The following is a 13,720-nucleotide window of genomic DNA, read 5'->3' on the forward strand; positions in this document are numbered from 1 at the left end:
ATCTAAGCCAGTAAAAAAACATCTAAGCTCCAAACCGTTTTTATCTCCCAAAATAAATGGCATCTTTGCACAAACAAAATTTTTAACATGTCAGACGAAAAAATAATCTTTTCAATGGCTGGGGTAAGCAAGATTTATCCGCCACAAAAACAGGTTTTAAAAAATATATACTTATCCTTCTTTTACGGCGCCAAAATTGGCGTTGTAGGTTTAAACGGATCAGGTAAATCATCCCTATTAAAAATCATTGCAGGCTTAGATAAAGCTATCCAAGGTGAGGTCGTATTTTCTCCAGGTTACTCAGTAGGCTATTTGGCACAGGAACCAGAACTTGATCCAGAAAAAACCGTACGCGAAGTAGTAGAAGAAGGTGTAGCCGAAATTACTGCCATCCTTAAAGAATATGAAGAAATCAACGAAGCATTTGGCTTAGAAGAAAACTATTCTGATGCCGATAAAATGGACAAATTGATGCAACGCCAAGGCGAGCTACAAGACAAAATCGACGCTTCCAACGCCTGGGAGCTTGACAATAAGCTTGAACGTGCCATGGATGCCTTGCGTTGTCCAGACCCAGACACCAAAATCAGTGTACTATCAGGAGGTGAGCGCCGTCGTGTAGCCATGTGCCGTTTACTACTGCAATCGCCAGACGTATTGCTGTTAGATGAGCCTACCAACCACTTGGATGCCGAAAGTATCGACTGGTTAGAACAGTTCCTACAAAACTACGAAGGAACCGTAATTGCAGTAACCCACGATAGGTACTTCCTTGATAACGTTGCTGGATGGATTTTAGAACTTGACCGTGGCGAAGGCATTCCATGGAAAGGTAACTACTCTTCATGGTTAGAGCAAAAGGCCAAACGCCTAGCACAAGAAGAAAAAACCGAAAGCAAGCGTCAAAAAGCATTAGAGCGCGAGTTAGAGTGGGTGCGTATGGCACCAAAAGCACGTCACGCCAAATCAAAAGCCCGTTTATCAAACTACGACAAACTAGCTAGCGAAGACGGAAGAGAACGCGAAGAAAAACTAGAGCTATTCATCCCTGCAGGACCTCGTTTAGGTAACGTAGTCATCGAAGCCAACAACATCTCCAAAGCTTACGATGGCAAATTACTATTCGAAGATTTAAGCTTCTCCCTACCACCAGCAGGTATTGTCGGTATCATTGGTCCAAACGGTGCAGGTAAAACCACCCTATTTCGTTTAATTACAGGACAAGAGCAGCCAGACAGCGGCGATTTTAAAGTAGGCGAAACCGTAAAGTTGGGTTATGTAGATCAAATGCATAACGACCTCAACCCCGAGAAAACCGTTTACGAAAACATTACTGATGGCCTAGACAACATGCTATTAGGCAACAAACAAGTAAACTCAAGAGCTTACGTATCCAAGTTTAACTTTAACGGAGCCGATCAGCAAAAGAAAGTTGGCGTACTATCGGGCGGTGAGCGTAACCGTGTACACTTGGCCATTACCCTAAAAGAAGGCGCCAACGTACTATTACTAGATGAGCCTACCAACGACATCGACGTAAATACCCTACGTGCCCTAGAAGAAGCACTAGAAAACTTTGGTGGTTGTGCCGTGGTTATTTCCCACGATAGGTGGTTCCTAGATCGTATCTGTACACACATCTTAGCTTTCGAAGGCGATTCGCAAGTATATTTCTTCGAAGGCAACTACTCCGATTACGAAGAGAACCGCAAGAAACGTTTAGGCGATGTAACCCCTAAAAGAATTAGATATAAAAAACTGGGATAAACCCATCCTTAAAAAGGCGTCTATAACAGGCGCCTTTTTTCTTTTAAAGCAATATGAAATCATTTTTTTTCGAAGCGCAAAAACACTACAGCTAACTCCCGATAGTCCCGCCATCCATTACAAGTCCTCGGTTTCGTTCCTCAACCTGTGGGCTTTCCATTACTGTCGGGGCTAAAATACAAAGAGCAGTGCCTTTCCTCTTATTCCCAGGGCAACGAGGACCGCGAAGCAGCTACGAAGTAAATCCTCAATCGGCGCAAAAAAGATTCTTCACTATACTCTGAATGACAGAATACAAGGCCAATGCCATAAATCACATTATGTCATTCCAACAATAAGTCTATCAAATACATCGACCCTCTAAAATGAACTAAAATGTCTTAGGTGGTTATATTAAAAACAACTCCCCCTTTCCTAAACCCTATATTTTTCCCTACCTTAAAACCATGAAAGTTCAATTTGGTATCGATGTCCTGCTAGCAAACCCGCAACCCTACCTACAAGCCCGAATTGGTTTAGTTTGTAACCAAGCTTCGGTAGCCCAAAACGGCACCAATACCGGGCTAGCACTACAACAATCAGGATTTAACCTCATTAAAATTTTCGGACCAGAACATGGTTTTGATACCACTGGCGAAGACGGAAAGTTTATCCATCATCAAATAGACCAACTCACTCAACTGCCCATCATCAGTCTTTATAGCGAAAAACTAGCACCTAGCAGAGAAGATCTAGCCGATTTAGATTTGGTCATTGTAGACCTGCCCGATATTGGATCAAGGTTTTACACTTATCTATGGACCATGAGCTATGTAATGGAAAGCTGCGAAAAGTACCATACACCCATCTTGATACTAGACAGACCCAATCCAATTGCCAGCCACCTCGAAATGGCCGAAGGACCACTGCTCACTCCTGCATGTAGTTCTTTCATCGGCCGATTTCCAATACCTATCAATCACCAATGTACCTTTGGCGAGTTGGCACAATACTTTAAGACAATGTACTACCCTCAACTAAATTTAGAAGTGCTCCCCATGAAGCACTGGGATAGAACTACCAATACCAACTACCATTTCCACGCCACTTCTCCAGCCATACAAAACAGAGAAGTAACTTATATTTACCCTGGTTCTTGTCTTTTCGAAGGCCTAAACATTAACGAAGGACGTGGAACCGATCAAGCTTTCCAACAATTTGGAGCCCCATGGATCAACCACCATTTACTGGCTAAAACTGTTGAACAACAATTAACAACAGCAACAATTGAAAAGGTAGCTTACACACCTAGCTTTGGCCTTTATGAAAATGAAGAATGTTATGGACTAAAAATTACACCCGTACAGCCAACTCAATTTAAAGCCGTAGCCTATTTCATCAAGTTAATCCAAATCATCCACCAACTATTTCCAGCTGAATTGCAGGAAAGAAACTACTTGACCAATGTAAATCCCGACGGCAGTAAACATTTAGACAAACTGCTAGGCGTACCCCATGCCTTCCAAAAAATTATTAAGGGACAAATAACCACAGCTGTTCCTCAATGGGCAGTTGAAATGGAACCTTACCTTTTGTATAAAAATTAGTTTAAGCATTAATAAGTTTTTGAAACTTTGCAAGACTGCATAGCAACAACATAAACCCATTTTGCAATACATTACCAACCAGCACTGCCAATCCCCTCGCCTTTTCAAGGAGAGGGTTAGGGAGAGGTTTAAATAAAGAACCCTCTCTGCCTCGTAGGCATCTCTCCCTAAAAGAGAGAGAACAGCATTTAACAAAGCACAAACCAGCACCACCAGTCCTCTCTCTTTTCCAAGGAGAGGGCTAGGGTGAGGTTCATATTTAATTACCCAAGTATTTTGATTATTTTTAAATATCAACCAAATACCTATGGATGCCAAATCATTTCGTAAAGAATTAAGGAAGAACCAAACTTCCGCTGAAACTGCTTTTTGGAATCTAGTTAGAGCAGGCCATTTTCATCAATTAAAATTTAGGAGACAACATACAATAGGTAGATACACTGTAGATTTCTATTGTCCAAAATTGAAACTAATCATAGAATTAGACGGAAGCGTTCATGATAACCTAGGGCAAGTACTATACGACGAACATAGAGAACAAGTTTTAAAAACACAAGGCTATAAAGTCATTAGACTTGAAAACGACGTTGTATTAAATTATCCAGAAACAGTACTCAATTATTTAGAAGAACTATTGTTTAAATAGTATATTTTGTAACCCTCTCTGCCTTCGGCATCTCTCCCTCAAAGGGAGAGAAAAGTGCTTAGCAAAGCAAGTATCAAACCTATTAGCAACACAATACCAACCAGCACCATCAGTCCTCTCTCCTTCCCAAGGAGAACCTGTTCCGATACTTCGGAAGAGTTAGAGAGAGGTTTAGTATCAAAACCCTCTCTGTCCTGCAGACATCTATTGATAGGTACGTTATTTATTTTGGTATCAATGAGCTCACTGTGCTTCGGTTCTCCCCCAAAGGGAGAGAAAAGCACTTGGCAAAGCAAGAATCAAACCTATTAGCAACACAATACCAACTAGCACCATCAGTCCTCTCTCCTTCTCAAGGAGAACCTGTTCCGATACTTCGGAAGAGTTAGAGAGAGGTTTAGTATCAAAACCCTCTCTGTCCTGCAGACATCTATTGATAAGTATGTTATTCATTTTGGTATCAATGAGCTCACTGTGCTTCGGTTCTAGCTCAAAGGGAGAGAAAAGCACTTGACAAAGCAAGTATCAAACCTATTAGCAACACAATACCAACCAGCTCCATCAATCCTCTCTCCTTCCCAAGTAGCACCTGTTCCGATACTTCAGAAGAGTTAGAGAGAGGTTCAAGTAAGTCTATGTGAGGTAAACATTTTTAATTAACAAATAAGCCGTACTTTTACAAAAAAATAAATCTATGGACCGCTTGCAATTCGATTTCAATCAGATTTTATCTACCTCCATGATCTTATTTGCCATCATTGATATCCTGGGCTCTATTCCAGTGATCATCTCTTTGCGCAAAAAAGCTGGACACATCCAATCAGAAAAAGCAACCATCGTAGCCACTGCTATCATGATTTTGTTCCTTTTTGGAGGTAAAGCCGTATTAAGCGTCATTGGTGTAGATGTGCAATCATTTGCCATTGCAGGTTCACTGGTTATTTTCTTTATTGCTATGGAAATGGTTTTAGGCATCCACTTTTTCAGGGACGATGCACCTGAAACCGTATCTATTGTGCCCCTTGCCTTCCCTTTAATTGCAGGTGCAGGTTCTTTAACCACTTTATTATCCTTAAAAACCGAATACCGTACCGAAAATATTTTGGTGGGCATCATCCTAAACATGGTGTTTGTTTATTTCGTGCTTAAAAATACGGCTAGGCTCGAAAAGCTGTTGGGCAAAACAGGATTAAACGTACTAAGAAAAAGTTTTGGTGTAATTTTACTAGCCATTGCCATTAAACTATTTAGAACCAATACAGGATTATAATATTTTCATATAATTTGTTGCTTATAAAATATTTGTTAATTTTAGTTATCAAATATCTACATTATGGACAACAAAAAAAGAAACAGGGTTGTTTTGTACCCTATGGATCTGAAACCTTTTTGTGAAGGTTCTCCTGAATTAGCTGATAAATTATACGAGGAAATAAGAGATCATGTCGGTCTCCGCAAATCAATACCTATAACCACTTTTCACGTCCGAGACTACCTTAAAATAGATTTGGAAGAAGTCAATAAAGCTATTTTCCCAGATCATGATAAGTCTTAAAATGGGCATAAAGCTTAATTAATTGAGTTTTTCTTTAAAAGATTTCTCTATCAACAAAGATTTATGTTTTGTATAACATTGACTTTTGTTCTCCACAACATTACAATTACTAGATGGGGTGAATGCAGGGGAACTGAAATTTATTTGTAAACGCGATCCCAATGCAGTGTCTTATTCATTTGAATATACGGATAGCCTACGCGATGAAAATACGAAATGGAACTCAAAAGTAAGCTCTAACACAGAATATACTTTTAAAGGCTTACGTAGCGGAACGCGTATTTATGGAAGAATTAAGATAGTTGGCCGTAAAGATCAACAAGCTAACTCTGAGGTTTTATCTAGGATGGTACAATGAGAGCGTGTATCATCATTTGATAGGCGTCGGCTATGAAAATAGTCGGCGTTTTTTGCGTATAAGCATCACTCTTATTCCAAAGTCCAAAGATCTCTCCATAAAGTCAAGATGATGGCACGCACCAGGCCTAAGCAAACATTTAAACTATTGCAGCAACTTCGCTTTGCATCCAAATATAGCACTTACGCTCATAGTACGTCATCTCGACCGCAGCGGAGAGATCTTTCTACATGCTAATAAATATCACTCCTAGCACTAAATCCAAAGACTTAACTTCGTTGAATTTCAATCCCATAAAGTCTAAATGACGGAACATAAGAAGCTGCCTATTGTACCAAAGACTTAATAAAAAGAGTTTCAGATTGTTAATATTGATGTTATAGGGTTATTTTTTGGAAGAAACTCAATAAAAACACATGCTTTATTGAGCCACAACTGTAACAATAATTTCGTATATTCATCTAATTAAGAAACCCAGTAGATGAACTTATTTGAACAATTTACGGTTTATGTTGGTGCCTTGGCTATTTTGTTTGAGGCCATAAGCTACGTGCGAGGGAAGCTAAAGGGTAAGCATTAGCTTGTAGCAGCTACGTACAAATAATGTCTCCGCTTCGCGGTTCATTGATTATTTTATTCTTTTTATAATCATTTCAGCCATTCGGACTTAAGAAAATCTCACTAGTTTTTCCCCTGAATACAGCACTCACTTTCGCAATGAGTCATCTCGACCGTAGCGGAGAGATATCAGTCCAAAAATTTAACTGCGTTGATTTTCAATTCTCCATAAAGTCGAGATGACGAGACACCCTATATATTACTCCTGTTCCTTGATCAATCTGGCTACAAACATGCTATCAGCCTTATCATGGTAACCACCAATCAATTCCTTGCTTTCTAATTTTAAGGGAAAATTCTTTAGCAAATGGGTAACAATGTCTTCGTTTTCTTCTTTAAAAACGGAACAGGTCATATAAATTAACGGCTTACCTGGTTTTAAGTATTTTACTACATTCTCTGCAATGGCCATTTGTAGCTTTGCATAGTTAGCCACTTTATATGCTTCAAAAAAATAGAGCATTTCAGGCGTACGTCCCCAAGTGCCAGCGCCCGAGCAAGGTGCATCCAGCAAAATACCATCAAATTCGTAATGGTGCAATATCTGGTCGTTATTCTGTAACAGATCAATTGCTTTTTTCTGGTAATCCTTAATGCCTGCCAATTGGAAACGTTCCTGCAGGTTGCCCAAACTGGTTTCCCTTAAATCGCTTGCCAATAGTTTCACTTTGGGCTCTAAGCTGTGTATCAATAAGGATTTACCTCCTGATGCCGCACAGCAATCCCACCAGTACTCATAAGGTTTAGGCTTAAAATAGTTCCCAGTTTTTTGTGAAGAGAAATCCTGTACCTGATACAAACGAGCATCATCAATAATTTGCTCCAACTTAGTACCATTAGGCAAGGCCAAAGTGGTATCAGAAAGTTCTTTCACAGGCACACCTGCTTCTTCTAACTTCGCTTTAATGGCAGGTAAATGAGTTTCCTTTACACGGATAAACAAATCAGGCTGTGTAAATAATGAAAGTAAAAACTCCTGCTGGTCTATTCCTTCCGATAGTTCCTTGCTAAAAGGAAAAACATCTTTTAACTGAAAGTTCGGATATTGCGCCTTTACTATCGCGATTTTATCGGTAATTGAGGCGGTAATGTGTTGATCTGCTGTAGGAAAAACATGTTGGGTAATTAAGCTCAGGTCATTGTTGCACAAAAAATCTGCAACAGCTAAACGCGCTATTGCAGGCAAATCTGAAAGTGCTTTTCCTAGTCTAAAATAACTATAAATATATCTACTGGCCCATCTCCTATCTGATGAACCCATTTGTTTGTTTTGTTTAAAATACACAACCAAATGCCTATGCAAAGGCAATTTGCCATCGTAACTAGCTAAAACCTGCTCAAATGCTCTGATGTGATGGTGTACTTTCATTAGTTGTTTAGTTGGTTTGTTTTTTGGTTGTTTGGCTCATTTGAAACTACCCTGCCAACCTTCTTTTTTGTTCTTTGACTCTCATCCAAGTTACTGATAAGTGACAGATCGCTTCTTCGTTCCTCCTCGCAATGACGAAAAAGGAAGCGCTAAGGCTCCCTTGCCTAATCTACTTGATTTAACGATAAATTCTTATACTGTAGCATCATTAAATGTTGGTTATAAAAACCATATTCGGCATCATAGCCAAAATCAAAATCGTTGTGTAAGCCCTTATAGTCCTCTTTCACTAAAAAATCGAGATAGTTTAAACCATGTTTGGCCATTAGCTTTCCGAAATAATAGCCTGTATCAAATCCTTTAAAGGCATATTCTGTAGGTTCAAATTCATATTTAGCTCTATAGGCCCTAATAAAATCTACCACAGGTTTGCTTTTGTAATCGATATGGTACGAGCTACTTAATACCGTTTGCAGATTTTGCAATTGATCGATATTGTATGTTTGTTTTGCCCAGTTTGGATGTCCGAACAATTGTATAGGATACCCAGCTACATTTTTTAATCGATAAAGCTTGGTTAAACTTGGACTCACAAACCGTGTATCATCTGAGCAAAGGATCACGGCATATTTCTTTCCTTTTACCATCTTGGTTTCGAATACATATGTTGAAGTAAACTCTTGCACGATGAAATTCGGGTACTGTTTTGCAAATTGCTTTTTAATAGGTGCAGCAAATTGCTCGTCAGAAGATTTTTTGGTATTGATCAATACGACAATGCTTTGGTCGGCCTCGTATTTCTTGGCAATGTAATCAGCTACCTTAGCTCCGTGTTGGTCAATGTTATTAACGATTGAAATGAGGTAGGGATTGTTAAACTCTGCAGGTTTTGAAGCTGCCAAAGGCGATACCATAGGCATTTTGTTAGCTTCGGAAAACGGCGCCATGTATTTAACCCCATCAGGAAAAATAGGACCAATAATTAAATTGCTAGTCTTTACGGCTTCTCTTTTACTTAAGGCCGCCAATTGACTGTTATTATCCCTGCTATCGAAAATGTTTACCTTAAAATTTAATCCCTCGTTAGCGGCAGAGTCAATACCCAACATTAAACCCTGATAAAAATCAAGTGCCATATCAGCTTTGCCTATTTGTGCCTTGGTAACGGTTTTTAAATTAAACTGGTTAAGTTGAAAGGGGATGAAAACACTGATGTTGCCTTGTGTAAACTTTGCAACAGGCTTTTTTTCAACAGGTTTAGCCGGGGCTGTTGCCACCGGCTTAGTTATTTTTGGCGAACACGCAGCAAATACTACGATGAAAACTAATAAGCTTAAAAGCTTATTCCCACTCAATAGTTGCTGGCGGTTTCGAACTGATATCATATACAACTCGGTTAATTCCTTTTACTTTATTAATAATTTCATTGGATATTTTAGCGAGCACTGGATAAGGCAAATGGCACCAATCAGCGGTCATTCCATCTAAGGATTCTACAGCTCTTAAAGCAATCACATTTTCGTAAGTACGCTCATCGCCCATTACCCCTACTGAACGTACGGGTAAGAAGATAGCTCCAGCTTGCCAAATTTGGTCGTACAAACCAGCATCTTTTAAGTTTTGGATATAGATGTGATCAGCTTCTTGTAATATCGCAATTTTCTCTGCAGTTACCTCTCCTATGATACGGATTCCCAAACCTGGACCTGGGAAAGGATGTCTGCCTAAGATAAACGATTCTAAGCCCAAAGTGTTTCCTACTCTGCGCACTTCATCTTTAAATAGAGTTTTTAACGGCTCTACTACTTTAAGTTTCATAAAGTCTGGCAAACCACCTACGTTGTGATGCGACTTAATGGTTGCCGACGGTCCCTTTACAGAAACTGACTCGATTACATCAGGGTAAATCGTACCTTGTGCTAACCATTTTACATCTTGTATTTGGTGTGCTTCATCATCAAATACTTCGATAAATACACGACCAATAATTTTACGTTTCTTTTCTGGATCTTCAACGCCTGCTAGCTCACTTAAAAATCTGTCCTTGGCATCAACACCTTTAATATTTAAACCGAAGTCTTTGTATTGCTCTAATACACTTTCGTATTCATTTTTACGCAACAAGCCGTTATCTACAAATATGCAGTGAAGGTTTTTACCAATGGCTTTGTGCAACAATACCGCAGCTACACTACTGTCTACACCACCCGAAAGTGCTAAAACGACTTTATCATCTCCCAACTGGGCTTTCAAATCAACAATGGTGGTTTCGGCAAAAGCATCTGAAGTCCAATCTTGAACACAACCGCAAATACCAACCAAGAAATTGTTCAATAATGTTTTACCGTCGATACTGTGGGTTACTTCTGGATGGAATTGAATAGCGTAGGTTTCTTCGCCTTTTACTTGATAGCCTGCTACTTTTACTTCTGGGGTACTGGCAATGATTTCGAAATGCTCAGGTACTTGAGTAATGGAGTCGCCGTGGCTCATCCATACCTGCGAGTCAACCAAAATGCCTTTAAACAAAGGGTTTTCATTATTCACGAAGCTCAAGTTAGCTCTACCGTACTCTCTAGTGGCCGATGCCTCTACATTTCCTCCACCTTGTTGTGCGATAAACTGCGCTCCATAACAAACTGCCAATAATGGATAGCCTTTAAAGAGGTTCAAATCTACAAAAGGTGCATCTTCTTGACGTACCGAGAATGGACTACCCGAAAGAATAACTCCTTTTACGGCAGAATCTAGTTCTGGAATGTGGTTAAATGGATGAATTTCGCAGTACACATTTAATTCGCGAACACGACGTGCAATCAGCTGTGTAAATTGCGAACCAAAATCGAGGATAATGATTTTTTCTAGCATGCGCAAAGGTAAGGAAATTTACGATTTTAGAGGTACGATTTTAGATTTTTAAACATTAAGGGATGAAGGAACGTTAAGTTTGGAATTATCTTAATTTGTTAGTGGTTTATTTTTTGAAACACCTTAGATATTTAAGAGATTTTAATTTTGGATGGGTCTTAGATGTACTAGGATTTCTTAGATGGTTATTTTATTTTTTTTGAACCACCTTAGACACCTAAGAACATTTTAGATTTTGGATAGGACTTAGATGAAATAAGGTGTCTTAGGTGTTTATTTTTTAGATATTTAATTTTTTGAACCACCTTAGATACCTAAGAACACTTTAGGTTTGGATAGGTCTTAGATATTCATATCATCAATTACAATGGTAAAGTAAAACTGAACGTAGTACCCCCTGTCGGATTATTCTCGTACCATATTTCTCCCTCGTGTGCGGTAATGATCTGTTTGCAGATAGAAAGCCCCAAACCATAGGATTTTTCGCCTTTTGTACCAAAACGTTTGGATGGCGTGAACAACTGAAACACATCTTTACCAATTTGATCTGGGATTCCTATACCTTTATCACTTACACTCACTAGTACCTCTTTTTTATTTTTTACTACGGTAATTTTAATTTCTTTGCCTGTTTCGCTAAACTTGATGGCATTGCTGATTAAATTGCCTACTACTCTTCCTATCTTTTGTCCATAAATATTGATTTCCAGATTTTGAATATCAGCTTCTAAGTTGATGGTCTGTTTTTTTTCATCGGCCCTGTACTTTAATAAGGTGATGGCATTTTTTACAATTTCCATCAGGTTTTGCTTTTTCTTTTTCAGGGTAATGTCTAAGCCTTCTTTGTTTTCAGCGGCCTCAATAATGTCATCAATTAGGTGCAGGGCATTGCTACATGCACCATCTATCAGTTTTAGCTTATCGATATTGACATGGTCTTCATCTTCTAAAATCATTAATTTAGTGAGACTTGAAATACCCACCACTGGATTTCGAAGATCATGTGCTACGGCCCGCAAAATGGTGTCCTTTTCTTTATCACTTAAGCCTAATTTGGTAAAAGCTTCTTGTAGTTTATCTTTTTGCCGCGAAATTTCGTTATTCAGGATAGTGAGTTGCTTCACATTCCGTTTAGACTTTCGCCAGTAGCTATAAATCAACACCACAATAGAAACTGCCATACAAATAAAAAGCATTGTAATGTACAGATACCGCTGTTGTATTTCGGCTTCTCTTTTTAAGTTATTGATTTCATTTTCGTTGTTCAAATTCCTAAAGCGCTCGTCGATATTGGTAGACTTAATTTTATCCAACTCTTTGTGCAGAGAATCGGTTAGGGTTGTATATCGATACAAGTGCTCAAATGCTTGCTGGTTTTGTCCTATGCTCTTCAAATACTTGGCATTCAAGAAGTGATAAGACTGGACGTAATCGAGGATTTTAAGTCTTTTGCTATCTTTTTCTAGGATTTTAAGGTATTTAAAGGCAGAGTCTTTTTTACTGGTTTCCAAATACACCTTAATCAGTTTTATCTTTGCTGTTACGGCATCTACGGTATCATATCGTGGTTGATCGTTGATGGCAATACTTTGTTTAAGCAGTTTTTCGGCCTCGTTGAATTTTCTTTGCGATAACAGCACGCCGCCCATATTCCCGTAAATTACGCCTCTTGCCGATTTGTAATACCAGTTTTGCTCTGGTATGGTATCGTTTTTCTCTACAAAGGCCATTGCTTTTTGATAGAAAACCAATGCACTATCTGCCTTATTTAGTCTGGAATAGCAAAGTGCAATGTTATTGAAGAGCTCTTGTTGTTTATACACTTCCTGAAAGTTTTGCTTACAGGTACGCACTTCAACCAAAGTTTCCCTAAAGTAGTGTATGGCATCTTTATACTTCGATTGCTTATACAAAATCATCGCAATGCGATAGCTGTAATTGCTATTAGCACAACGATCAGTAATTATGGGCTGAAGCTTTTTTGCTAAAAAGTAGTTTTTGTAAGCTTCGTCATAAGCTCCGAGCTTAAATAATACATCGCCTTTGCAATAATAGGTTGCTGCAAGCTCCTTAATGTATTTCTTTTTGTCTTTGGTGGCCTCAATTACATTGAGCATGCTATCGGTATATGGCAAGGCTTTTTCATATTTCCTACCGAAGAAATAATAAAAGTAAAAGGCATTGTAAATATCGAACGTAGATTTGGCAGACAATTTTTCATTGCCATCAAGTGCTTCTCTCAGTGTTCTTAATGCGTTTGTTTTTACCTTCTCATCATTATAGCCCCATGAAGTTTTATTGGCTACGGAGTCTATCAACTGACTGCGTCCTTTATTCCCTGTATCTTTACATGAAGCGAGCGCAATTAGAAAAATAGGCAACCACAAGAGCTTACCGTGAGGTAATTTTTTACATGATATGATTTGCACATTCGAAAATAGTAAAATTAATTACCATTCAAAAGTGTGGTTTTAACGCCAAATCTATTCAGAAAATCTACGCCTTCATCGCTAGCCAAGCCTTTATAAGCGGCATATGAATCTCTGTAAAACACCTCTCTTATTCCAGAAGAAAGAATTAATCGGGCGCAGGCAATACATGGGGATAAAGTGGTGTATAAGGTAGCACCTTCAATTTTAGAGCCATTTTTAACGGCATAAAGAATTGCATTTTCTTCGGCATGCAGTGCCAATGAGCAGCTCCCTTTGCTATCTCTGGCACAACCTGTTTCGGGCCATTCTTCATCGCAATTATGTGTGCCTGGAGGCGGACCATTGTAACCGATAGAGATGATACGAGTGTCTTTGGTAAGGACGGCACCTACATGAGCTCTCACACAATGTGAACGCCCAGCTAGGTCTGACGCCAAGTTCATATATATCTCGTTAAATGATTTTACCATGATTCTATAAAAAGTGAAAACCTCTCCAAGAAATTAGAGAGGTTTCAAAAT

Annotated in this window: 10 protein-coding genes; 5 read left to right on the plus strand and 5 right to left on the minus strand. The window is 38.9% G+C overall.

What is annotated here, in order from left to right; translation table 11 throughout:
- The first annotated feature begins 87 nt into the window (after nt 1-87).
- The 5 genes from ettA to DUT70_RS06780 all read left to right on the plus strand — a co-directional run bounded on the left by ettA (nt 88) and on the right by DUT70_RS06780 (nt 5,554).
- The gene (ettA, locus tag DUT70_RS06755) at nt 88-1,767 is read left to right on the plus strand and encodes an energy-dependent translational throttle protein EttA (protein WP_113646483.1); all 1,680 of its coding nucleotides are present in this window, start codon (nt 88-90) and stop codon (nt 1,765-1,767) included.
- Nucleotides 1,768-2,213: 446 nt separating this feature from the next.
- Nucleotides 2,214-3,353 carry an exo-beta-N-acetylmuramidase NamZ family protein gene (locus DUT70_RS06760; RefSeq protein ID WP_113646484.1) on the plus strand — a complete coding sequence of 380 codons (1,140 nt, stop codon included), beginning with the start codon at nt 2,214-2,216 and terminating at the stop codon, nt 3,351-3,353.
- A 307-nt stretch (nt 3,354-3,660) separates the two neighbouring features.
- Nucleotides 3,661-3,999: an endonuclease domain-containing protein gene (locus DUT70_RS06765; protein ID WP_113646485.1), complete on the plus strand. Its 339-nt coding sequence runs from the start codon at nt 3,661-3,663 to the stop codon at nt 3,997-3,999.
- A gap of 694 nt (nt 4,000-4,693) precedes the next feature.
- A complete protein-coding gene (locus DUT70_RS06775; protein ID WP_113646487.1) occupies nt 4,694-5,269 on the plus strand; it encodes a MarC family protein in 576 nt (191 codons plus the stop codon).
- A gap of 63 nt (nt 5,270-5,332) precedes the next feature.
- Nucleotides 5,333-5,554 carry a hypothetical protein gene (locus tag DUT70_RS06780; RefSeq protein WP_113646488.1) on the plus strand — a complete coding sequence of 74 codons (222 nt, stop codon included), beginning with the start codon at nt 5,333-5,335 and terminating at the stop codon, nt 5,552-5,554.
- A 1,175-nt stretch (nt 5,555-6,729) separates the two neighbouring features.
- Here the strand turns inward: DUT70_RS06780 and DUT70_RS06790 are convergent.
- The 5 genes from DUT70_RS06790 to DUT70_RS06810 all read right to left on the minus strand — a co-directional run bounded on the left by DUT70_RS06790 (nt 6,730) and on the right by DUT70_RS06810 (nt 13,669).
- Nucleotides 6,730-7,899 carry an RsmB/NOP family class I SAM-dependent RNA methyltransferase gene (locus DUT70_RS06790; RefSeq protein WP_113646490.1) on the minus strand — a complete coding sequence of 390 codons (1,170 nt, stop codon included), beginning with the start codon at nt 7,897-7,899 and terminating at the stop codon, nt 6,730-6,732.
- 164 nt (nt 7,900-8,063) lie between these two features.
- Complete coding sequence (locus tag DUT70_RS06795) at nt 8,064-9,176, minus strand: ABC transporter substrate-binding protein (RefSeq protein ID WP_240432044.1); 1,113 nt, start codon at nt 9,174-9,176, stop codon at nt 8,064-8,066.
- A gap of 64 nt (nt 9,177-9,240) precedes the next feature.
- Nucleotides 9,241-10,767: a glutamine-hydrolyzing GMP synthase gene (gene guaA, locus DUT70_RS06800; protein WP_113646492.1), complete on the minus strand. Its 1,527-nt coding sequence runs from the start codon at nt 10,765-10,767 to the stop codon at nt 9,241-9,243.
- A 362-nt stretch (nt 10,768-11,129) separates the two neighbouring features.
- On the minus strand, nt 11,130-13,196 hold the full coding sequence (locus DUT70_RS06805) for a tetratricopeptide repeat-containing sensor histidine kinase (RefSeq protein ID WP_128353322.1): 2,067 nt from the start codon (nt 13,194-13,196) through the stop codon (nt 11,130-11,132).
- 17 nt (nt 13,197-13,213) lie between these two features.
- Nucleotides 13,214-13,669 (minus strand): deoxycytidylate deaminase, encoded by a 456-nt coding sequence (locus DUT70_RS06810; protein WP_199132011.1) that lies wholly within the window; start codon nt 13,667-13,669, stop codon nt 13,214-13,216.
- Nucleotides 13,670-13,720: the final 51 nt, after the last annotated feature.

The sequence above is a fragment of the Pedobacter chitinilyticus genome (assembly GCF_003313385.1).
Lineage (GTDB): Bacteria > Bacteroidota > Bacteroidia > Sphingobacteriales > Sphingobacteriaceae > Pedobacter > Pedobacter chitinilyticus.

Coding starts and splice junctions, on each gene's coding strand:
- guaA (WP_113646492.1), bottom strand. CDS start 10,767: ATGCTAGAAAAAATCATTATCCTCGATTTTGGTTCGCAATTTACACAG.
- ettA (WP_113646483.1), top strand. CDS start 88: ATGTCAGACGAAAAAATAATCTTTTCAATGGCTGGGGTAAGCAAGATT.
- DUT70_RS06765 (WP_113646485.1), top strand. CDS start 3,661: ATGGATGCCAAATCATTTCGTAAAGAATTAAGGAAGAACCAAACTTCC.
- DUT70_RS06775 (WP_113646487.1), top strand. CDS start 4,694: ATGGACCGCTTGCAATTCGATTTCAATCAGATTTTATCTACCTCCATG.
- DUT70_RS06810 (WP_199132011.1), bottom strand. CDS start 13,669: ATGGTAAAATCATTTAACGAGATATATATGAACTTGGCGTCAGACCTA.
- DUT70_RS06790 (WP_113646490.1), bottom strand. CDS start 7,899: ATGAAAGTACACCATCACATCAGAGCATTTGAGCAGGTTTTAGCTAGT.
- DUT70_RS06760 (WP_113646484.1), top strand. CDS start 2,214: ATGAAAGTTCAATTTGGTATCGATGTCCTGCTAGCAAACCCGCAACCC.
- DUT70_RS06780 (WP_113646488.1), top strand. CDS start 5,333: ATGGACAACAAAAAAAGAAACAGGGTTGTTTTGTACCCTATGGATCTG.